This is a genomic window from Caballeronia jiangsuensis (assembly GCF_046030135.1).
In the GTDB taxonomy this organism is placed as follows: domain Bacteria; phylum Pseudomonadota; class Gammaproteobacteria; order Burkholderiales; family Burkholderiaceae; genus Caballeronia; species Caballeronia jiangsuensis.
In genome coordinates this window covers 31,416-52,411 of sequence record NZ_JAQQDB010000046.1, presented here as the reverse complement: position 1 = coordinate 52,411, position 20,996 = coordinate 31,416, and the positions used below count along the sequence as shown (strand labels likewise).

Sequence of the window (20,996 nt, the reverse complement as noted above, 5' to 3'; positions counted from 1 at the left end):
GTCCGGCTTCAGACCCTCCCTTTCCAAGGCACCATCGCCTTCTCCAGATACCGCATCAGCATATCGAAGCACAGCGCGAAGAAGCCGATCACGATGATCCCCATGATCACGACATCGCTCGCCAGAAACTCTGCCGCGTTCAACACCATGAAGCCGAGGCCGCGCGTCGATGCGACCATTTCCGCCGCGACGAGCGTCGTCCAGCCCACGCCGATGCCGATACGCATCCCCGTGAAAATCTCCGGCAGCGCCGACTTGAGAATCACGTGGATGACGACCTGCGTGCGCGTCGCGCCCATCGAATAGGCCGCGTGAATCTGCTCGATCGATACCGAGCGCACACCCGCGCGCGCGGCGATCGCGAGCGGCGCGAATATCGCGAGATAGATCAGAAAGACTTTCGAGAACTCGCCGATGCCGAACCAGATGATGATGAGCGGCAGATACGCGAGCGGCGGCAGTGGCCGATAGAACTCGATCGGCGGATCGAACACGCCGCGCGCGTGCCGCGAGACGCCCATCATCACGCCGACGGGAATCGCCGTGACGCAGGCGAGCGCGAACGCGCCGAACACGCGCAACAGGCTCGCGACGATATGTTCGGCGAGCGTCGAGTTGGCGAAGCCTTCGCTCGCCACCGAGATGAACTTCGCGAACACCGCTTGCGGCGACGGCAGGAACAGCGGCTTGATCCAGTGCATGCCGGTGATCAGAAACCAGCCGGCCAGCAGCACGGCGACGGTCGCGATGCTCATCGCGAGACTGCTGCCGTAGCCCGGCACGCCGAACGTGTCGCCCGGTTTCACCGGCTTTTTCTTCGACTGCCGCGCGGGTCTGCCGGGTGGACGCCGCGATGCGCCTAACTCCCGTTCGATCGCGGGACCGGCCACGGTCATCGATGCTCGCTTATCCATGATGCAACTCCTCGGCGGCGTGATGCGCGGCACGTTCGTCGCCGTAGATGATGCCGAGCACGCGCTCGCGCATCTCGATGAAATCGGGACTCGACTTGATCGCGCGCGCGTCGCGGGTGGCGAGGAAGCGGCGGTTGAAATCGAGATCGTAGCTATGCGTGATGCGGCCCGGACGCGGCGACATCACGATCAGCCGGCTCGCCAGGAATAGCGCCTCTTCCACGCTGTGCGTGATGAAGAACAGCATCTTCTGCGTGCGCTGCCACACATCGAGCAGCAGCTCCTGAATGGTCTCGCGCGTGAGGGCGTCGAGCGCGGCCATCGGCTCGTCCATCAGCAGCATCGCGGGATCGCAGGTCAGCGCGCGGGCGATGCCCACACGCTGCTGCATGCCGCCCGACAACTGATAGATCATGTGCCTGTGGAAATCCTGAAGGCCGACCAGCGCGAGGTTGCGTTTCGCGATCTCCTCGCGCTGCGCCTTCGGCACGCCCTGCAGCTTCAGCCCGAACGTGGCGTTGTCGAGCACGTTGAGCCACGGCAGCAGCGCATGCTTCTGAAACACGACGCCGCGATCGGCGCCCGGTCCTTCCACCGGCCGGCCGTTGAGCAGCATCTCCCCCGACGACGGCGCGATGAAGCCCGCCATCAGCGACAGCAGCGTCGTCTTGCCGCAACCCGACGCACCGAGCGCGACGACGAATTCGCCATCGCCGATGGTGAGATCGATGCCATCGAGCGCATGCACGCGCTCGCCCGGGCGTCGTCCGGGAAACATCACATTGACGTTCTTCACCTGCATGCAACCCATATGTCCTCCCGGACTCGGATGTGGCAAGGGCAAGCGGCGCGTGCCCGGGTCAGGCTCATTTCAGCTTTTCGGCGGCCTCGACGTATTCGGCCGTCACGTACTTCGAATAGTCCGGCAGCACCGCGTTGACCCGCTTCTGCTGCTTCAGGAAGTCCGCCGTATCCTTCAGCGCGAAGGCCGCGCGGCTCGATGCGCCGCCGCCGAGCCACTGCTTCGACGCCTGCTCCTGCGCCGACGGATAGCCGTACAGCGCGAGCGATTCCGGCACCTCGGCGGGCGTCCCGCCGATCGTCTTCGCGATCGCGGAAGCCTGTTGCGATTGCGCGCTCCACTTCGACGGATCGCTGCGATATTGCTGGTCGATATCGGCAATCGCCTTGACGAACTTCGCCATGAAGTCCTTGTGCGCCTCGCCCCACGCGCGGTCGACCGCGATGCCGTCGAACGTCGGCTTGCCGAGCTTCGAGAGATCGCCCGACGTGATCAGCACCTTGCCGCTTTTCTTCAGTTGCGAGAGCGCCGGATCCCACACATAGGCGGCGTCGATGTCGCCACGTTCCCATGCGGCCGCGATCTGGTTCGGCTGCATGTTGAGAATCTTCACGGAAGACGGATCGATGCCCCAGTGCTGCAGCGCAAACATCGTGTGATAGTGCGTCGTCGAAACAAATGGCACGCCGATGGTCTTGCCCTTCAGATCGGCCGGCTTCTCGACGCCCGAGCCGTTGCGCACGATCATCGCCTCGGCTTCGTTGATGTTGTCGAGGATCCAGAAGAGCTGCGCATCCACGCCCTGACTGACGGCGGCGGCGAGCGGACTGGAGCCGATCACGCCGATCTTGACGTCGCCCGAGGCCATCGCGGTCGCCACTTTCGCGCCCGATTCGAACTGGCGCCAGTTGATCTTGTAGCCGGTGGCCTTCGCGATCGAGCCATCCGCGATGCCGACGACCCACGGATCGACGATCTGCTGGTACGCGATCGTCACTTCCTTGTCCTCGGCATGCGCGGTCTGTGCGACGCCCCACGCGCACGCGGCGATCGCAAGCGAGGCCAGCGCGCGCGCCGGCGCGAACGTTCGAAGCAGCTTGCCGGACAGCCTTTTCAAGCCGGAGACGCGGATCGTTTTCATGAGCTTTCCTGGAGAAGTGGAGAATCGGGAACGCCTGCGCGCGACGTTCCCTTTTCCGGTGCAGGCTCGTTGCGCGTGCAGCGAACCGATGCCCGAGTATCCACAGCGAAAAATCCGGAAAGTTAGTGCCAGACGGAACCAATCGTTGGGTCCACATCGAGGGCGGCGTTTGCCGGCGTGCCGCCGCCGCGCTTCATTTATGTTGGCGGATCATACATAGCCCGATACGCGTCGCGCGGATCACGTCGGCTTACAACCTCCTTTGTCCTACCTATAATTGTGACGGGCCGTCGCCTTGCGATGGCCCGGTCAAACTTCACATTCTTGGCACTTATGGTCAGGCCAAGATTCTTCGAGAATTGCCTCACGCAATAGGACAGAGGCGAGCACCTTCAGGCAAGGCCGCACTCGCCCGGCTCCTCGCATATCCCTCATTTTTCTTCGGGAGATTAGCCATGAAGATCGTCGTAATGGGTGGGTCCGGCCTGATCGGATCGCGTGTCGTGACCTTGCTCAAGGAGGCGGGCCATGAGGCGCTCGCCGCGTCGCCGCGCAGTGGCGTCAACGCCGTTACCGGCGAAGGGCTCAGCGATGCATTCGCCGGCGCCGATGTCGTCGTGGATGTGACGAACGCGCCCTCATGGGAACCGCAAGCGGTGCTCGACTTTTTCAGCACTTCGGAGCGCAACCTCGCGACGGCCGAAAAGGCCGCGGGCGTGCGCCATCACGTCGCGCTCTCCATCGTCGGATGCGACCGCACGCCGGAGAATGCGTATTTCGTCGCCAAGGTCGCGCAGGAAAAGCTCATCGAAGCATCGGGCGTGCCGTATTCGATCGTGCGCGCGACCCAGTTCATGGAGTTCATCGGCGGCATCGCCGATTTCAGCATGGTCGATGGAACCGTGCGACTCGGCGATGGCTTGTTTCAGCCGATCGCCGCCGACGATGTCGCCGGGTTCCTCGCGCAGATCGCGTGCGGCTCGCCGCTGAACGGCATGACCGATATCGCCGGCCCGGACCGCGCTCCCTTCGCGGACATCGTCGGACGTTATCTGAAGTCGGTGGGCGACACGCGCCCGGTTGTCACGGACAGCGAGGCGCGCTACTACGGCGGCCGCGTCGAGGAACAATCGCTCGTGCCGCTCGGCGACGCGCGAATCGGCCGCGTCAGTCTCGAACAGTGGCTGGCGCAGGCGAAGAAGGCCTGATCCCGGGTTCGTGAACCCTGATTTTTTGAGTAAAGCATGAGCACAACACAAAAGGTCGTCGTCGTCACCGGCGCATCGCAAGGCATTGGCGCCGAAGTCGTCAGGGCATTCAGGAAGCTGGATTATCGGATCGTCGCTACTTCACGTTCGATCGAGCCGTCGGACGATGAGAACATCCTGAGCGTCGCCGGCGATATCGGCGACCCCGCAACCGCCCGCCGCGTTATCTCGGAAGGCGTCGCCCGCTTTGGCCGGATCGATACACTCGTGAACAACGCGGGCATCTACATCGGAAAGCCCTTCACCGAACACACCGCCGAAGACTATGCCGCCGTGATGCATGTGAACATGGCGGGCTTCTATCACATCACGCAACTCGCGATCGCACAGATGGAAAAGCAATCCGGCGGCCACGTGGTGACGGTCACGACCAGCATCGATCACGCGGCGATGAGCGGAATCTATTCGGTGCTGGCGGCGCTGACGAAGGGCGGCCTGAACGCGGCAACGAAGTCGCTGGCGATCGAATACGCGAAGAAGGGCATTCGCGTGAACGCCGTCGCGCCGGGGATCATCAAGACACCGATGCACGCGCACGCAGACCACGAAGCGCTGGGCGCGTTTCATCCGCTTGGACGCATGGGTGAGACGAGCGATATCGCCAGCGCCATCCTCTTTCTCGATTCCGCGCCTTTCGTCACCGGAGAGATTCTTCACGTCGATGGCGGGCAGAGCGCGGGGCGCTGAGATGGGTCTTTCTGGAAGCCGGCGAGACGGCCCCGCGCGAATTTTGCGAAGCTAGAATGGGACGACTCACCATCCGACGCCACGCCGCCGGATGGCGTTCCTCTCTCGTGGGGCATCCACATGACAGCACCGATTTCCCTCGTCCTGTTCGATATGGAAGGCGTCCTGTCCCACTACGACCGCGCGGTGCGCGTCGATCATCTGGCGGCGCTTTGCGAAAGACCATCCGAAGCGGTGCGCGAAGCGATCTGGGGCTCGGGTCTCGAAGCTCGCGCGGATAGCGGTGAAATCGGCGAAGACGCGTATCTCGCGATGCTCGGCGATCTGCTCGACTGCCCGATCAGCCGCGACATGTGGCTGGCATCGCGCCGCGCATCGATCACGCCCAATCTCGATACCATCGATCTGGCGGCGAGTATCGCTCAAAACCATGCGATCGCGGTGCTGACCAACAACTGCCGTCTGGTTTCCGATCACATCGGTTACCTGAATCCGCCGGTCGCACGGGTGTTCGGACCTCACGTCTATGCGACGGCGTCGTTCGGTTCGGCGAAGCCCTCCGCGCAGGCTTATCTTCGATGTCTCGAACTGCTCGGCGCGCAGGCTTCGGAGACGTTCTTCATCGACGACTCGGATGCGAACGTGAGCGGCGCGCTCGATGCGGGACTGATCGCGTACAAGTTCGTCGATGCCGATGCGCTGGCGGAGGAGTTCAAGCTAAGGAAGTTGATTTAGCCCACGGCATTTCACGCCTTCACCAAGCAAGCTGAAAGCCACAGCAGAGCCCACCCGAAAGCTTGCGCGCGAAACCACACAAAAGACGTGCCATCCGGGCTTCATTTGCACCAACTGTGTTGACTTCCCTCAAGAAGCGCGCCTACAATTTTTTCATCTTCACGAAGGGGCTGATGCCTTGGACAGCAGCAGTAGTCGATCATCGAACAGTTTCGCCGCCTAACCGGCCGGACGTCAGCGCAGCCTTTCCCAAGCCGCCGTCCCGCCAGTAGCGGACGGTGCGCGTCGCAGTAGTTTTCCCCGTGCACCTCTCTTAAGCGCCTCACAGGCGACGCTCATGCGCGCCCGTCTGGCAATTCGCCGCGTCCACGCGCGGCGGCCTGCGCGCGCCCGCTGCAAGCGCGCGTGAACGTGTGCGCAGTCCCAGATTACGGATAACAATAATGTCCACTCCATCGAACATTTCATCGCCCGGCAGCGCCGCGGCCGAACGCAGCGCCGTCCTCGATTCGGCCCATCTCGGCGACATCAAGGGCGCGTTCGGCACCATCGCGCATCACGACACAGCGCCCCGCCGCAACTGGTGGGCGCGCGTGCGGACCCTGCTCGCGATCATCGGCCCCGGTCTCATCGTGATGGTCGGCGATAACGACGCCGGAGCGTTCGGCACCTATACGCAGGCGGGGCAGAACTACGGCACCACGCTGCTCTGGACCTTGCTGCTGCTCGTCCCCGTTCTCTTCGTCAATCAGGAGATGGTGCTGCGTCTGGGCGCGGTGACGGGCGTCGGCCACGCCCGGCTGATCTTCGAGCGTTTCGGCAAGTTCTGGGGGGCGTTCAGCGTCATCGATCTGTTTATCCTCAACGCGCTGACTATCGTCACCGAGTTCATCGGCATCACGTTCGCGCTCGATTTTCTGGGCGTCTCGAAGATGGCGGGCGTCTGCATCGCGGCGGCGCTCATCATGGCCGCGGTCAGCACGGGCAACTTCAGGCGGTTCGAGCGCTTCGCTCTCGTGCTTTGCCTGTTGAGCCTGCTGCTGGTTCCCGTGCTCGTGTCCGTGCATCCGCCCGTCGGCCAGATGTCGCGCGACTTCTTCGTGCCCAACTGGCCGTCCCATGCAAAGCTCTCCGACGTGATGCTGCTCGTCATCGGCATCGTCGGGACGACCGTCGCGCCGTGGCAGTTGTTCTTCCAGCAGAGCTATGTCGTCGACAAGCGGATCACGCCGCGCTTCATGCAGTACGAGAAAGCCGACTTGTGGATCGGCATCGCCTTCGTGCTGATCGGCGCGGTCGCGATGATCTCGTTCAGCGCCGCGCTATTCGCCGGCCACCCCGAGTCCGGACAGTTCACCGACGCGGGCGGCGTGATCGCGGGGCTGGAAAAGTATGTCGGCCGGACGTCCGCGACCATCTTCGCCGTCGCGCTGCTCGACGCCTGCATCATCGGCGCGGCCGCCGTTTCGCTGTCGACGGCCTACGCGATCGGCGATGTCTTCAAGATTCGTCATTCGCTGCATCGCGGCGTGTCCGATGCAAAGGGATTCTATTTCGTCTATTTCGGGATCATCGCTGCTGCGGCGGCACTCGTTCTCATCCCCGGAAGTCCGCTGGGCCTGCTCACGGAAGCGGTACAAACCCTCGCCGGCGTGCTGCTCCCGAGCGCGACGGTCTTCCTGCTGCTCCTGTGCAACGACCGCGCCGTGCTCGGTCCCTGGGTCAACTCCGGCGCGCTCAATGTCTTCACCGGCGCGGTGGTATGGGTGCTGGTGATGCTGTCCATCGTCCTGACGGCGTCGGTCGTGTACCCGGACATCAGCGGCGAAACCATCGGCATGATTCTCGCGGGCGGTACGGTTGTCGCGCTTGCCGGTTATGCGATGATCTTCTTGCTCCGTGCGCGCAAAGGCCGGCACGAAGCGTTCGGCTTCGAATCGAACGTGCAACTGCGGCACTTGCGCGACACGTGGCGCATGCCGCCGCTCGATCAGTTGGAGAGGCCCCGGCTCACGTTGTCGAGCCGGATCTGGATGACCGCCTTGCGTGGTTACCTCGTCATCGCCGTGGGACTCGTCGTCGTCAAGGTCGTGCAGATGATGCTGATGAAGTGACGCGCCGCAATCCCGATATCACAAAGGAAACCATGAGATCACTCGTTCATCGAGCCTGCGGTCATCGCGATATAAAGCTCGCGCGGATATTGGTCGCCGCTGCCTTGCTGATCGCCGCGCTATCGACCAGCGCGCGCGCCGACGATGCGCAGAATTGCCACGCGGCCGGCGGCTCGCTGCTGACCGGTCGCGCGGTGTCGCCTCCGACATTCAAGCATGGCATGTTCCGTCATGGCGTGGAGCTGTCGCATACGCATCTGCGGATCAAGGGCGATGCCGACGGCAAAACATACGATATCGCTATCGACAACGTCTTCGCGTCGGGCTATCAGAAGAACAGCAAGGGCGTGCCCGCTCCGCTGAACACGATCAAGGTCGGCGACAAGATCGAAGCCTGCGGCATTCCGTACAGCGGCGGCATTCACTGGGTACACAACAATTGCGGCGACACGCCCACGACGGCCGATCCGAACGGCTGGCTCAAGATCGTTCAGGCGGATGGAAGCGTCGGGCCCAACCTCGAGGATGGCCAGAAGTATTGCAGCCTCTGGCCGCATCGCTGAAGCGCTTTCTTTAACGAGGCTGTTCGATGAACGCGTCGAACGCTGCCTTGTAATCCGGATGCCAGCGCGACAAGGCAGGCCGATTTTCCACGACATCTCCAATGGCCCACAACATGCGGCGCTCGTCGAGCGAGCGCGGCACATCGTTGTCCGGACACAGGATGTAGAAGTCGCCCGCATTCAGACGCTGCAACATGAAGTCGACAGTCTGCTCGGGCGTCCATGCCGCGGCGGGCTTTTCCGTCCGATCCCTGCGCGTCAACTCCGTGAACACGAAACCGGGAATCAGCAAATGCGCGCTGATGTTGCACCCGGCTGTATTGCGCAGTTCGTGTTGCAGCGCTTCCGTGAATGCCTTAAGGCCCGCCTTCGAAACGTTGTACGCCGGATCGCCGGGCGGTGTCGTGATGCCTTGCTTCGAACCGGTATTGATCACGAGCCCCGGACGTCCGCGCCGAATCATGTCGGGCACGAAAACCTGCATCCCGTGAATGGCGCCCCACAGATTCACGCCCAGCACGCGCGTCCAGTTCTCGACGGGACCGAAAATAGTGCTGCCCGGCTGAATCCCGGCGTTGTTCATCAGGACGTCGACGCCGCCGAATCGTTCGACGACGGCCGCGTGCAGGCGACGGACATCGTCGATGACGCCGACATCGGTTTCGAATCCGAAGACGTTTTGTGCGCCGCTCGCGCTCACTTGGGCGATGTGCTCCACGGCTTGCGCGATTCGATCGGCATCGCGGTCCGCAATACAGATACGAAGTCCGAGCTCGGCGAACCGCTTCGCCGCAGCGAGACCGATACCCGACGCGCCACCCGTGATGACGGCAACCGCGTCTCTCGTCAGAGCAGAATGAGACATGTGTCGATATCCCTGTTGTGCGCGGGCGCTGGCACGCGGACCGCGGCGATTCCGGTGAAAACAAGGGTAGCACGCGAACGCGCGGCACACCGCGGGTGCGTCGGCTTTCTGTATGGCGCCATCGGTGGCATGATTGCCGTATCGGCGGACACGTAATGCATCGCCGATGACAACCCGTTCGCGCGGCACTGGCTCGGAGGTCGCACATGTCCGTCTTTCTCGAAGTCGAGCACGTCACAACCTATCGCTACCGCAAGCCTGTCGAGTTCTCTCCGCATCGCGTGATGTTCCGGCCACGCGCCGCGCACGATATCCGCGTGCTGTCGGCGACGCTGGCGGTATCGCCGCACAGCGCGCAGCACTGGATTCACGACGTGTTTTCCAATTCGGTCGCGGTCGTCGAACCCCGTGTACCCGCCGATGAGTTGCAGCTTCGCGCGCGCTTCGTGATCGAGCACTTCGGCGTCAAGAATCTGGAGTTGCCGATCGTCCCCGAAGCCGAGAATTACCCGTTCCAGTACAACGACGAGGACCGGCTCGATCTCGCGTCCTTCCTGCCGCCGCAATATCCCGACGACCAGCCGATGCTGCGCGACTGGGTGACGCAGTTTCTCCCCAGGCGCGGCACCATCCACACGCGCGACATCCTCGCGAACATCAACTCCGCCATCCGCGGCGACTTCCAGTACCAGTCGCGCGACGCGATGGGCACGCAGCGTCCATCCGAGACGCTGAACCGGCGCAGCGGCACCTGCCGGGATTTCGCGTTGCTGATGATCGAGGTGGTGCGCGGGCTGGGACTGGCCGCGCGCTTCGTGTCGGGTTATCTGTACGACCGGACGCTCGACACGCCCGCGCCGCCCGCAGTGCGCAACACCGGATTGCAGCAGGGCGCGCGGCAGGTCGAAAGCCGCGATGAACCGCTCGTCGTCGGCGCCGGCGCGACGCATGCATGGCTGCACGTCTTCCTGCCGGGCGCGGGCTGGGTGCCGTACGACCCGACGAACTCGCTCGTCGGCGGAACCGATCTGATCCGCGTGGCGTACACGCGCAAGCCCGAACAGGCCGCGCCCGTGTCCGGTTCCTGGTTCGGCGACGCGGCGGATTTCATCGGCATGGACGTGAGCGTCGGCGTGCGGCAAATCGAGCGGCCGACGGAACCGGTGCCGATCGGCGAAAGCGTCTCGAACCAGGCCTGAGGCTCGCGGCTGGTTGCGTCAGCGCCCTGCCCGCGCGCGCATCGATTCGCCGACCGCATCGCGCACACACGCCGACATCCATTCCGATGCGCGCGTGCGCGCCGCCCGCGCGGGTCTCGCGATCACCAGAGGCTGAATCACCGTCGACTCCTGAATCCGGCACTCGACCACGAGCGGCGATTGCGTCGCCGCCGGGCTTTGCGTGATCAGCAGCGACACGCCGAGCCCGCTCGCGACCATCGCACGGACCAGTTCGATCGACGCGGCACGATGCACCACATTCGGCGACAACCCGCATTGCCAGAACGGCGTCATCAGAAAATCGCGGCTCTGCGGCAGGTCGATCAGGATGAACGGCTCCGCCGCGAGATCGCGAAGCGAGATGGCGCGCTTGCGCTTCGCGAGGCGTGAACCGGCGGGCACGAGCCCGTACGGCCGCAGTTGCGCAAGACAGTCGCGCTCGATGTCATCGCCCAGCCCGACGTCGTACATGAGCGCGAAATCGATCTGTCTCTTGCGCAGCCACGATTCGAGCTGCGGCAAATCTCCTTCGACGAAGCGAATCCGCAGCCGCGGATGCCGCTCCCGCGCAAGCGCCAGCGCGCGCGGCAGATAGACCGGCGCGATGGTGCGAAAAACGCCGATCTGCACCTCGCCGCCTTCCTCATCGCCGACATCGTCGGTCGAGAACGCCGCTGCCGAAGCCAGCAGTTGCCGCGCCTCCGCCAGCTTGCGCTCGCCGAATTGCGTGAGCGTCATGCGCGTGCCGGCCCCGCGCGTGAACAGCGGATCGTCGAACAGCGCTTCCAGCTCGCGGATCGCAACCGAGATGGACGGCTGCGACACGCTCATCTGGTTCGCCGCAGCGGTCGTGCTGCCGAGTTCCGCGGCAGCGACGAAATAGCGAAGCAGCCTGAGTGACAAAGCCATATGAAAATCGTATAGGCGTTAATTTATTCCGATATTTTATCTAATTACCCGACGCGACCAGAATCATGACACCGGCCGGCTTTGGCCGGACCTTCAGGAGACGATGTCGTGACTGTGTCCAGGCTGCCGCTCGACGGCATACGCGTGATCGATTTTTCCCGGGTGCTGGCGGGGCCGCTGTGTTCGGCGCTGCTCGGCGATCTCGGCGCCGACGTCATCAAGATCGAGCCGCCGGGCGGCGACGACTATCGCGCGATCGGTCCGTTCGCGCGCGGCGAGAGCGGCCTGTTCAGTGCGATGAATCGCAACAAGCGCAGCGTCGTCATCGATCTGAAGACCGAGGACGGGCAGATGCTCGCGCAATCGTTGTGCGCACAAGCGGACGTCGTCGTGGAGAACTTCCGTCCGGGCGTCGCCGGGCGGCTCGGCATCGGCTACGAGACCTTGTCGGCGCGCAATCCGGCGCTCGTCTATGCGAGCGTGTCGGGCTTCGGGCAGACCGGCCCCGAATCGCACCGGCCCGCCTACGACATCATTCTGCAAGCGTTGTGCGGGCTGATGGACGCGACCGGCGCGCCCGACGGCGAGCCGACGCTCGTCGGCGATTCCGTGTCCGACGTCGTGAGCGGCATCTTCGCGTCCTGGGGCGTGCTGGCCGCGCTCGTCGCACGCGATCGCACGGGCAAGGGCACGCATGTAGACGTGTCGATGTTCGACGCCACGCTGAACCTGACGGCGGCGCTCGTCGCCCGCTACGCGACCACGGGCGTCGCGCAATCGCGCGTCGGCAATCGTCATCCGACATCCGCGCCGTTCGGCGCGTATCGCGCGTCGGATGGCCACTTCGTCGTCGCGGTGCTCAACAACAAGCTGTTCGCCCGCCTCGCCGATGCGATCGACCAGCCCGAACTCGCCGACGACCCGCGCTTCGCGAACGACACCTCGCGCTGCGCTCACGAAGCCGTTCTGCGTGTGTGCATCGAGCGATGGGCAGCGACGCGCTCGGTCGCCGAAGTCAACGCCGCGCTGAGCGCCGCGGGCATTCCCGTCGCGCCGATCCAGAGCATCCGGCAGGCGCTCGACAGCGATCACGCGCGGTTGCGCGGCGTGCTCGTCGAAACCGTCGCAGCCGATGGCTCGACGATGCGTCTGCCCGCGCAGCCGCTCAAATTCTCGGCGTATCCGAACTCGCGCACGACGCGCGCGCCGCGCATCGGCGAACACACCGCGTCGGTCCTCGAAGACCTGCTCGGCCTCGACACGACAGCGATCGCCACGCTCGCCGCGTCCGGTGTCGTGCATACCGGCGAACCCGACATCATCCAGGAGAAAGATCTTGCTTAAGCGACTGGGCGTCACCGACGCCGACCTCGAAATCGCGGACGCGATTCGCCGTTTCGCGCAAGCCGAACTCGCGCCGCACGCGGCGCAGGTCGATCGCGAAGAAATTTCGACGACGCGTTATGTCCATGCACTCGCCGAACTCGGCGTGATGGGCATGAACCTGCCCGAACGCTGGAACGGGATCGGCGCATCGCCGGCGGCGATCATTCTCGCGCTCGTTGAAATCGCGAAGGCATGCGCGGCCACATCGTCCATGATCGGCGCGCACTATCTGGCGACCGATTCGATTCTCATCGGCGCATCGGATGAACTGCGCGAGCGCTATCTGCCGGACGCCGCGACCGGCGTGAAACTCGGCGCATTCGCGCTGACCGAGCCTCAGGCAGGCTCCAATCCCGCGGGCATGACGACGCAAGCCCTGCGCGACGGCGACAGCTATCACATTCGCGGCGTGAAGCACTTCATCTCCAACGCCGACGCGGCGCAGTTCATCGTCGTCTATGCGAAGACCTCGCCCGCGCAAGGCACGCGCGGCATCAGCGCGTTCGTGGTCGATCGCGACACGCCGGGCGTCACCGTCTCGCCGCCGGAAAAGCTGATGGGCATTCACGGCGCGCCCGCGCATGAAGTCGCGCTGGATTGCGTGGTGCCCGCCGCGAACCGGATCGGCGACGAAGGCAGCGGCTTTCGCACCGCGATGAAGGTGCTCGACAACAGCCGTCTCGATGTCGCGGCGACGAGTCTCGGCATCGCTGAAGCGGCATTCGGCGATGCGGTCGAATGGGCGAAACAGCGGCACGTCGGCGGCGAGCCGCTCGCAAGCAAGCAAGGCTTGCAGTGGTCGTTCGCCGACATGAAGACGCGCCTCGAAGCGGCCTGGCTTCTGACGCTTCAGGCCGCCGCGCGCCGCGCCGCCGGTGAATCGTTCACGGAGATGGCGTCGATGGCGAAGCTCTACGCATCGGAGATGGTGTCGTTCGTCACGGACGCCGCATTGCAGGTTCACGGCGGCTATGGCTTCACGCGCGAGATGAGAATCGAGCGCCTCGTGCGTGACGCGCGCATCCTGCGGATCTACGAAGGTTCGTCGGAGATTCAGCGCACTGTCATCGCCCGTTCGCTGTTCGCTTGACACTACATCGGGAGACGAATCGTGAAGGTTCTCGTAGCAGTCAAACGCGTCGTCGACGCGAATGTGAAAGTGGGCGTGAAGTCCGATCAATCGGGCGTCGATATCGCGAACGTGAAGATGTCGATCAATCCGTTCGATGAGATCGCTGTCGAAGCCGCCGTGCGCTTGAAGGAAGCCGGTGTCGCGACCGAAGTGATCGCCGTGTCGTGCGGTGTCGCGCAGTCGCAGGACACGCTGCGCACGGCCCTCGCGATCGGCGCGGACCGCGCGATTCTGGTCGAATCCAGCGCGGAGTTGCAGCCGCTCGCGGTCGCCAAGTTGCTCAAGGCGCTGGTCGACAAGGAGCAGCCGCAACTCGTCATCCTCGGCAAACAGGCCATCGACGACGATTCGAATCAGACCGGCCAGATGCTCGCCGCGCTCGCCGGTATGCCGCAAGCGACGTTCGCTTCAGGCATCGCAGTCGATAACGGCTTCGCGATCGTCGCGCGAGAAGTGGACGGCGGCGCGGAAACTTTGTCGTTGAAGCTGCCCGCCGTCATCACGACCGACCTGCGCCTCAACGAGCCGCGCTACGTCACGCTGCCGAACATCATGAAAGCGAAAAAGAAGCCGCTCGATACGGTTCGGCCCGAAGAACTCGGCGTCGATGTCACGCCGCGCCTGCAAACGCTCAAGGTCACCGAGCCGCCGAAGCGCGCGCCCGGCGTGAAACTGCCTGGCGTGCAGGCGCTGATCGACAAGCTCACGACCGAAGCCAAGGTCCTTTGACGGAGACAGGGAAATGACGATTCTGGTTATCGCGGAACATGGCAACACGTCGGTCAATGCGGCGACATTGAAGACCATCGGCGCGGCGCGGAAGATCGGCGCGAATATTCATGTGCTGATCGCCGGTTATCAAGCTCATGGCATTGCAGAAGAGGCGGCAAAGATCGCGGGCGTGTCGAAAGTGCTGCTGGCCGATGCGCCGCAACTCGAAGCCGGCCTCGCGGAGAACATCGAAGCGACAGTGCTACCGATCGCCGCGAACTACTCGCACATCCTCGCGCCCGCGACGGCCTTCGGCAAGAACGCGATGCCGCGCATCGCCGCGAAGCTCGATGTCGCGCAGATCAGCGATATCACCGCCATCATCGCCGACGACACATTCGAACGCCCGATCTACGCGGGCAACGCCATCGCCACGGTGCGATCGGCCGATGCGGTCAAGGTGCTCACGGTGCGCGCGACGAGCTTCGATGCCGTATCGGCGGAAGGCGGAAGCGCTGCGATAGAGCGCATCGAAGTGGCTGCGGATCGCGGGCTGTCGCGCTTCATCAGCCGCGCAGCGACGAAGCTGGAGCGCCCCGAACTGACGAACGCCGGCACCATCGTGTCGGGCGGACGCGGCCTCGGCAGCGGCGAGAACTACGCGAAGATGCTCGAACCGCTCGCCGACAAACTCGGCGCGGCGCTGGGCGCATCGCGCGCCGCCGTCGATGCGGGCTTCGTCCCGAACGACTATCAGGTCGGGCAGACCGGCAAGATCGTCGCGCCGCAGTTGTATGTCGCCGTCGGCATTTCGGGGGCGATCCAGCATCTCGCCGGCATGAAGGATTCGAAGGTGATCGTCGCGATCAACAAGGATCCGGACGCGCCGATCTTCGGCGTGGCCGACTACGGTCTCGTCGGCGATCTGCACGACATCGTGCCGGCATTCGTCGACGCGATCTGAAATCCGCACACATCTTTCCCACGAAGTGCCTTACCGCTCAGGAGACGAGCATGGAACGCAACACTTCAGCACCCGCCGCGAACGCCTCGCTGATCGAGCGCCGCTCGATCGACTATATTCCCGACGCGGAGCGCCACGGCAGTCTGTTCAGCCAGTTCACCCTGTGGTTCGGCGCGAATCTGCAAGTCACGGCGGTCGTCGTCGGCGCGCTTGCGGTCGTGCTCGGCGGCGATGTGTTCTGGTCGCTGATCGGGCTGCTCATCGGCCAGGTCATCGGCGGCGCGGTGATGGCGTTGCACGGCGCGCAAGGCCCGCAACTCGGCCTGCCGCAGATGATCTCCAGCCGCGTGCAGTTCGGCGTGTACGGCGCGATCATTCCGCTCGTGCTCGTCTGCGTGATGTATATCGGCTTTTCGGCGGGCGGCACGGTGCTCGCGGGACAGGCCATCGGCGCGCTCCTGCATACGGACAACACGACATCGATCCTGATCTTCGCGGCGCTGATCGTGCTGCTCACCGGTTTCGGCTATCGCGTCATTCATGCGATGGGCCGCGCGTCGAGCATCGTCGGCACGCTCGCGTTTCTGTATCTGTTCGCGAGCCTGCTGCACGGCCATGCGCCCGATACGCTGCTCTCGAACCGTCACTTCACCGTGGCTTCCTTTCTGCTGGCGATCTCGCTGTCGGCCTCGTGGCAGATCGCGTACGGGCCGTATGTCGCGGACTATTCGCGCTACCTGCCGAAGTCCACTTCCGCGCGCAAGACCTTCTTCGCCGTGTTCAGCGGCACGGTGATCGGCGCGCAGGTATCGATGACCTTCGGCGTGCTGGCCGCCGCGCTCGCCGGCGAGCGCTTTTCGGGGCACGAGGTCGCGTTTATCGTCGGACTCGGTGCGACCGGCGCGATTGCCGCCGTGCTCTACTTCACGATCACGCTCGGCAAGCTCACGATCACCACGCTCAACGCCTACGGCAGCGTGATGTCGGTCGCGGCCATCGCCACCGGCTTCGGCGGACAGCGCGAGATCTCGTCACGCACGCGGCTCGTCTTCGTGCTGCTGAGCGTCGCGGCATCGAGCGGACTCGCGCTCGCCGGACAGCACTCGTTCCTGAAGGCGTTTTCTTCGTTCCTGCTGTTTCTGCTCGTGTTCTTCACGCCGTGGAGCGCGATCAATCTCGTCGATTACTACTGGGTCACACGCGAGCGCTACGACGTGCCCGCCCTCTTCGATGTCAATGGCCGTTACGGACGATGGAATGTCACGGGCATCACGGTCTATGCGCTCGGCGTGCTCGTGCAGATGCCGTTCGTCGCGACCGGCTTCTATACGGGCGCGTGGGTCGATGCGCTGGGCGGCGTCGATGTATCGTGGATCGTGGGCATCGTCGTGCCGGGCATTCTGTATTACGCGATGTCGCGGCTCGGGCGATCGCAGGTGCCGGAGCGTGTCGCGTCCGAAGCGATGCCCAACGCGGATTAGCCTCGCCTAAATCTTCTGCTTGTCCCCGCGATAGATGATTTCGACATTCTCAGGCGAAGGCGTCAGAAGCAGGAGGCCGACGAACACGATGATCGGCGTGATGAACAAGCTCAGAAGAAACGTTCCGAGATAGCCAAGATGCGTGCGCCGGCCGCGATACGCGACGAGCAGGCTCAGAACGATATAAACGAGGCTGGGAATCACAATCATGATGGCCTCCCGTGATCGTCGCGGCTGCAACGAGCAATCAGCTTAACATCACAAGCATCTAACGTTGTTTAGCGCCTGGATTGGCGGCTCGCGACACGTTGGTTTCATCGCCGGGCGCGGTGCCGGCGCTGCTTTCGGAGGCGGCGGCGCCCGCGTCGCCGGCTTTCGGAAAGAGCTTTGGAAGATCGCGCCATTGCGGCAGCGGATGCGACTGCGGATCGATCACCTTCGGCGCGGGAAGGTCCGGCTGCTTGGCGATGTCGCTTCCGAGAATCAACGGAAGCTGATCTTTCCCGCCACCGACCACGACGATCTTCGAGTTGCTGGAGTTCGACAACTGCACGGTCGCTTCGATGCCTCGCCATGTCAGCAACTGGGGCGTCAGCGAATTGGCGACGATGGAATAGAACGTCTGAATGCCGATGGCCTCGATCCGCTTGCGCTCCGCTTCGTCCTGCGCCTGCGCGATCAGGAATTTATACGCCTGCGCATTCTGTTCTTCAGTGAGCTTTCTGTTGATCGAGTCGTTCACGGTGGTCGGCAGATCGAGATCGCGCACGACGACGCGCTCGAAGAAAATGAGCCCCTTCGCGGCCGGCGACCCATGCATCTTCTCCAGTATGCGGCCTTCCAGCTCTTCGACATTGATGCGATACAGATCGTGCGGATCGCATTTGCCGATGATGTCGCGCACGGCGCCGAGCGAAATCGGACGCACGACCCGGTCGACGTAGTCATAGCCGACTTCCTGATGCAGCTTCCCCGCGTTATCCGGCACCGGGCGATACAGCACGGAAATCTCCACCTGAACGCTCAGGCCGTCGCGCGCGAGCGCGTGGACGCTCTCGTCGAGCGTCTTCGTCCTGACTTCGTAGGTATAGATCCGATCGAACGGCCACTTGATGTTCAGCCCTTCGTGATAGACGAAGTCCGTCTCCGTGCCGTGTCTCAGCAAGCGATAGAGCACGCCGACATGGCCCGCCGGAATGATGATGAACGTGAAGGGAATCAAAAGCAGCACGATGACGCCGACGACGAGCGACACCGCGATGAACTTTTCGCTCCGGCTCATCCGATACCGGACGTGCCTGACTATGCGGTGCTTTTGAGGTTCGGAAGCCTCGTCATCGACCGGATCCGCTGGGCTCATCTGGCATCAACTCGTACGGATAACGAATAATTCGCAGAATTTTGCGGCGCAAAAAGTGTTTGCATAGTAACATCAAGCGCAAGATCGGACGACACCTGCACACGGAAATGCTCGCTCCCGCATCGGCCTCCATTCCCTCGGTAGACAGCGCTGCAACGCCCGCGCAACTGCGCCGTTTCTTCTATGCCGCGTATTGCGACACGCCCGCGCCCTTCCGATGGTTGAGCGCGATTCGCCCTTACGTCTGCCCTTACGACAAACTGGTGCCGTTCATTCGCGACGACGCCGAGGTTCTCGACGTGGGCTGCGGCGCGGGATCGCTGCTCACGCTGCTCGCGGCCATGAAAAAGATTCGTCGTGGCGTGGGTTGCGACGTCATGGCGCCGCCGCTGGAATCGGCGCGTGCCGCAGCGCAGCGTGTCGGCGCACAAGGCATTCTGACGTTCGAGCACGTACGGTCGGTCGCCGAAGCGCCGGAAGGTCCGTTCGACGTCGTTGCGATGGTGGATGTCCTGCATCACGTGCCGCCGGGAAGCAGAAGCGACGTATTCGCCGCCGCGGCGCAGCGCGTCAAACCGGGCGGCATTTTTCTCTACAAGGATATGACCGCGCGCCCGGGCGGGCGTCGGCTGGCCCACAATATCGACGATTACATCTTTACGCGCGAGTGGGTGGAGCAAGTTCCCGAAGGCGCCGTGGAAACCTGGGCCGGCGATCATCGGCTCGCTCTCGTGCATGGTGAATTCATTCCCCGTCTGATCTATGGGCACGAGCTTCGGGTGTTTCAGCGACTCGAGCATTGAAACGAGCGTGCACATGCTTTCAGATGCGCGGCGAGTGCTTCGGGCGCATCTGAAAAGTTATGCTCAGTGATGTTTGCAATCGTATCGGCGCAGAGCCGATGGGGAATTACTCGGCAGGCGGGCTCGCCGCTTCCGCTCTGGCCTTTCGCGTCTCCTTCGCCTTGGTGACGAGATCGTTGACGTGGTTCCACAGGTACTTGTCGGTCACCGATTTCGAGTAGGAATCAGCCGCCGCCAGCAGCAGACCGACCGGCCCGAAAAGCATCTTGATGCCGATGCCTGCTGCCACGTGTGCAGCGCCATTGACGACATTTCCATCCATCAGGAGACTCGCGCCGGGGACGAACGCTTCGCCCACGAGTTTCACGCCATTGGTGGCCGGACTCGTGCTGCGCGTCACAGCGGGAGTATCGCTGGTAATTCTTTCCGTATGAGGAGTCTCGGTGACCGCGGTGTTGTCTTTCATGTCTTGGCCCTCAGGTCAACTTAATTGACAACTTCAACCACACTAGAACAATATACGCAGAAATTCCGGTGACTACCAGTAAAAAGGTGGTGTCGCATGTTCGTACGAAACCCTGCTGGAAATGATTCCATCAAGGCATCACAAACGTGTGACATGGTACGCGGAGCCGCATCGTGACGCGCCGTCACATGCTTTTATCGGCTTACGTGCTGGTGCCCGGAAGTCACTTCGGCGCCATGTGGCGCCATCCCTATAGCGAAACCGATTTCTGCGATCGCAGGCTCTACGAAAACCTGGCTCGCAGCCTCGATCGTTATGGTTACGACTATGCGTTCGTGCCGGAATCGCTCGCCGTTCCAATGGGTGAAGACGGCGAATGGCAAACGATGACAAGCCGCGGTGCAAGCGGCGCGATCCGTCACGATCCCGCCTTGCTGGTTGCGCCGATGATCGGCGTCACGCGCCGCCTGAGGTTTACGGTCACGCTGTCGACGACCTATATGGAGCCTTATCATATCGCCAGAACGCTTAGTACACTGAATCATTTTAGTCAAGGTCGAATGGCGTGGAATGTCGTCACGTCGGCGGGGCCGAGCAACGGCATCAACTTCGCGCATCTCACATCGCTCGATCATCGCGATCTATACGATCGTGCGGAAGAAGTGCTGACGGTGTGTCACGACCTCTGGTCCTCGTGGGATGAAGGCGCGCTCATTACAGACAAGAAGTCCGGAGTCTATGCCCGCGCCGACAAGATCCATCAGATCGATCACAAGGGCCGTCACTTCGATATACGCGGCCCGCTGACGCTGCCGTACCGGGGCGGACCCACGCTGATGGCCGCGGGCGTTTCGCCGCGAGGCCGCGACTTCGCGGCGCGCTGGGCGGAGGTCATCTTCGCGATACAGAGCGAGCCCGCCGCCATGCGCGAATTGCGCGACGACGTCCGCGCACGCGCCGCGCGCATGGGACGCTCGCCGCAGGACATACGCCTGATGGCGGCGGTGCAACCCGTGATCGGCGAGACGCGTGAAATCGCCGAGGCCCGCGCCGCGCACCTCGACACGCTCGTGGACCCCGATGCAGCCCGAAGCTATCTGGCCGCGATGCTGGGCCTCGACCTGTCGAGCGTATCGGGCGATGCCCCTTTGCAGCCGATTCTCGAAACCCAGCGCAAGCGGCCCGCGGTCGATGCGGGCGGCACGCTGGCGTGGCTTGCGAAGCTGCTCGATGCGAAACCCGACATTCGCGTCGATGACGTCGCCATCGGGTTGTCGGCGAGCACGGGCACGCCACGTCTCATCGGTACGGCGTCCGATGTCGCCGATCAACTTCAGGCGTTGTTCGAGGACTGCTGCGACGGCTTCGTCATCACGCCGACGCATTTTCCGGGCACCTTCGAGGAATTTGGCCGCGCCGTGATTCCCGAGCTGCGTGCACGTGGATTGACGTCCACTCATCATCAGGATGGCTGA

21 protein-coding genes are annotated in these 20,996 nt (G+C 63.4%); 13 read left to right on the top strand and 8 right to left on the bottom strand.

Annotated features, from left to right (window positions below; translation table 11 throughout):
- Positions 1-8: 8 nt before the first annotated feature.
- From PQR08_RS32645 to tauA, 3 genes are read right to left on the bottom strand one after another with little or no spacing between them, the layout of a single operon-like run.
- A complete protein-coding gene (locus PQR08_RS32645; protein WP_456264726.1) occupies positions 9-896 on the bottom strand; it encodes an ABC transporter permease subunit in 888 nt (295 codons plus the stop codon).
- A 10-nt stretch (positions 897-906) separates the two neighbouring features.
- Positions 907-1,725 (bottom strand): taurine ABC transporter ATP-binding protein, encoded by an 819-nt coding sequence (locus PQR08_RS32640; protein ID WP_187603654.1) that lies wholly within the window; start codon positions 1,723-1,725, stop codon positions 907-909.
- Positions 1,726-1,780: 55 nt separating this feature from the next.
- Positions 1,781-2,857, bottom strand: coding sequence for a taurine ABC transporter substrate-binding protein (gene tauA / locus PQR08_RS32635; protein WP_238289450.1), 1,077 nt, complete (start codon positions 2,855-2,857; stop codon positions 1,781-1,783).
- 455 nt (positions 2,858-3,312) lie between these two features.
- Here tauA and PQR08_RS32630 point away from each other — a divergent pair, with 455 nt between their 5' ends.
- The 5 genes from PQR08_RS32630 (at position 3,313) to PQR08_RS32610 (ending at position 8,224) form a co-directional block, all read left to right on the top strand.
- On the top strand, positions 3,313-4,065 hold the full coding sequence (locus tag PQR08_RS32630; protein ID WP_187603656.1) for an SDR family oxidoreductase: 753 nt from the start codon (positions 3,313-3,315) through the stop codon (positions 4,063-4,065).
- Positions 4,066-4,101: 36 nt separating this feature from the next.
- On the top strand, positions 4,102-4,812 hold the full coding sequence (locus PQR08_RS32625) for an SDR family NAD(P)-dependent oxidoreductase (protein ID WP_250487247.1): 711 nt from the start codon (positions 4,102-4,104) through the stop codon (positions 4,810-4,812).
- A 120-nt stretch (positions 4,813-4,932) separates the two neighbouring features.
- Entirely contained in the window at positions 4,933-5,547 is a 615-nt protein-coding gene (locus tag PQR08_RS32620; protein WP_250487246.1) for an HAD family hydrolase, read from the top strand.
- Positions 5,548-5,990: 443 nt separating this feature from the next.
- On the top strand, positions 5,991-7,661 hold the full coding sequence (locus PQR08_RS32615) for an NRAMP family divalent metal transporter (RefSeq protein ID WP_250487245.1): 1,671 nt from the start codon (positions 5,991-5,993) through the stop codon (positions 7,659-7,661).
- A 32-nt stretch (positions 7,662-7,693) separates the two neighbouring features.
- Positions 7,694-8,224 carry a hypothetical protein gene (locus tag PQR08_RS32610; protein ID WP_250487244.1) on the top strand — a complete coding sequence of 177 codons (531 nt, stop codon included), beginning with the start codon at positions 7,694-7,696 and terminating at the stop codon, positions 8,222-8,224.
- 10 nt (positions 8,225-8,234) lie between these two features.
- Here the strand turns inward: PQR08_RS32610 and PQR08_RS32605 are convergent, their stop codons facing one another.
- A complete protein-coding gene (locus tag PQR08_RS32605) occupies positions 8,235-9,089 on the bottom strand; it encodes an SDR family NAD(P)-dependent oxidoreductase (RefSeq protein WP_250487243.1) in 855 nt (284 codons plus the stop codon).
- A gap of 206 nt (positions 9,090-9,295) precedes the next feature.
- On the opposite strand from PQR08_RS32605, the gene PQR08_RS32600 reads away from it, so the two are divergent.
- Positions 9,296-10,288, top strand: a complete 993-nt coding sequence (locus PQR08_RS32600) for a transglutaminase family protein (RefSeq protein WP_250487242.1) — start codon at positions 9,296-9,298, stop codon at positions 10,286-10,288.
- Between the two features lie 18 nt (positions 10,289-10,306).
- On the opposite strand, the gene PQR08_RS32595 is transcribed toward PQR08_RS32600, so the two are convergent.
- Positions 10,307-11,218: a LysR substrate-binding domain-containing protein gene (locus PQR08_RS32595; protein ID WP_250487241.1), complete on the bottom strand. Its 912-nt coding sequence runs from the start codon at positions 11,216-11,218 to the stop codon at positions 10,307-10,309.
- 108 nt (positions 11,219-11,326) lie between these two features.
- On the opposite strand from PQR08_RS32595, the gene PQR08_RS32590 reads away from it, so the two are divergent.
- The 5 genes from PQR08_RS32590 to PQR08_RS32570 are packed head-to-tail and all read left to right on the top strand — an operon-like array spanning position 11,327 to position 16,892.
- Positions 11,327-12,562: a CaiB/BaiF CoA transferase family protein gene (locus PQR08_RS32590; protein WP_250487240.1), complete on the top strand. Its 1,236-nt coding sequence runs from the start codon at positions 11,327-11,329 to the stop codon at positions 12,560-12,562.
- Positions 12,555-13,694 carry an acyl-CoA dehydrogenase family protein gene (locus PQR08_RS32585; protein WP_250487239.1) on the top strand — a complete coding sequence of 380 codons (1,140 nt, stop codon included), beginning with the start codon at positions 12,555-12,557 and terminating at the stop codon, positions 13,692-13,694. Before PQR08_RS32590 ends, PQR08_RS32585 begins: the two co-directional genes overlap by 8 nt.
- A gap of 21 nt (positions 13,695-13,715) precedes the next feature.
- Positions 13,716-14,465: an electron transfer flavoprotein subunit beta/FixA family protein gene (locus PQR08_RS32580; protein ID WP_250487238.1), complete on the top strand. Its 750-nt coding sequence runs from the start codon at positions 13,716-13,718 to the stop codon at positions 14,463-14,465.
- A 13-nt stretch (positions 14,466-14,478) separates the two neighbouring features.
- Complete coding sequence (locus PQR08_RS32575) at positions 14,479-15,411, top strand: electron transfer flavoprotein subunit alpha/FixB family protein (RefSeq protein WP_250487237.1); 933 nt, start codon at positions 14,479-14,481, stop codon at positions 15,409-15,411.
- Between the two features lie 50 nt (positions 15,412-15,461).
- Positions 15,462-16,892 carry a purine-cytosine permease family protein gene (locus PQR08_RS32570; RefSeq protein WP_250487236.1) on the top strand — a complete coding sequence of 477 codons (1,431 nt, stop codon included), beginning with the start codon at positions 15,462-15,464 and terminating at the stop codon, positions 16,890-16,892.
- A 6-nt stretch (positions 16,893-16,898) separates the two neighbouring features.
- Here PQR08_RS32570 and PQR08_RS32565 read toward each other — a convergent pair whose 3' ends face one another.
- Positions 16,899-17,102 carry a hypothetical protein gene (locus PQR08_RS32565; RefSeq protein ID WP_187603668.1) on the bottom strand — a complete coding sequence of 68 codons (204 nt, stop codon included), beginning with the start codon at positions 17,100-17,102 and terminating at the stop codon, positions 16,899-16,901.
- A gap of 58 nt (positions 17,103-17,160) precedes the next feature.
- Positions 17,161-18,174 carry a prohibitin family protein gene (locus tag PQR08_RS32560; protein ID WP_250487235.1) on the bottom strand — a complete coding sequence of 338 codons (1,014 nt, stop codon included), beginning with the start codon at positions 18,172-18,174 and terminating at the stop codon, positions 17,161-17,163.
- Positions 18,175-18,311: 137 nt separating this feature from the next.
- On the opposite strand from PQR08_RS32560, the gene PQR08_RS32555 reads away from it, so the two are divergent.
- The gene (locus PQR08_RS32555) at positions 18,312-19,055 is read left to right on the top strand and encodes a class I SAM-dependent methyltransferase (protein ID WP_250487234.1); all 744 of its coding nucleotides are present in this window, start codon (positions 18,312-18,314) and stop codon (positions 19,053-19,055) included.
- A 106-nt stretch (positions 19,056-19,161) separates the two neighbouring features.
- Here the strand turns inward: PQR08_RS32555 and PQR08_RS32550 are convergent, their stop codons facing one another.
- The gene (locus PQR08_RS32550) at positions 19,162-19,521 is read right to left on the bottom strand and encodes a DUF6072 family protein (protein WP_187603671.1); all 360 of its coding nucleotides are present in this window, start codon (positions 19,519-19,521) and stop codon (positions 19,162-19,164) included.
- Between the two features lie 173 nt (positions 19,522-19,694).
- Between PQR08_RS32550 and PQR08_RS32545 the strand changes: the two genes are divergently transcribed.
- Positions 19,695-20,996, top strand: coding sequence for an NtaA/DmoA family FMN-dependent monooxygenase (locus tag PQR08_RS32545; RefSeq protein WP_250487233.1), 1,302 nt, complete (start codon positions 19,695-19,697; stop codon positions 20,994-20,996).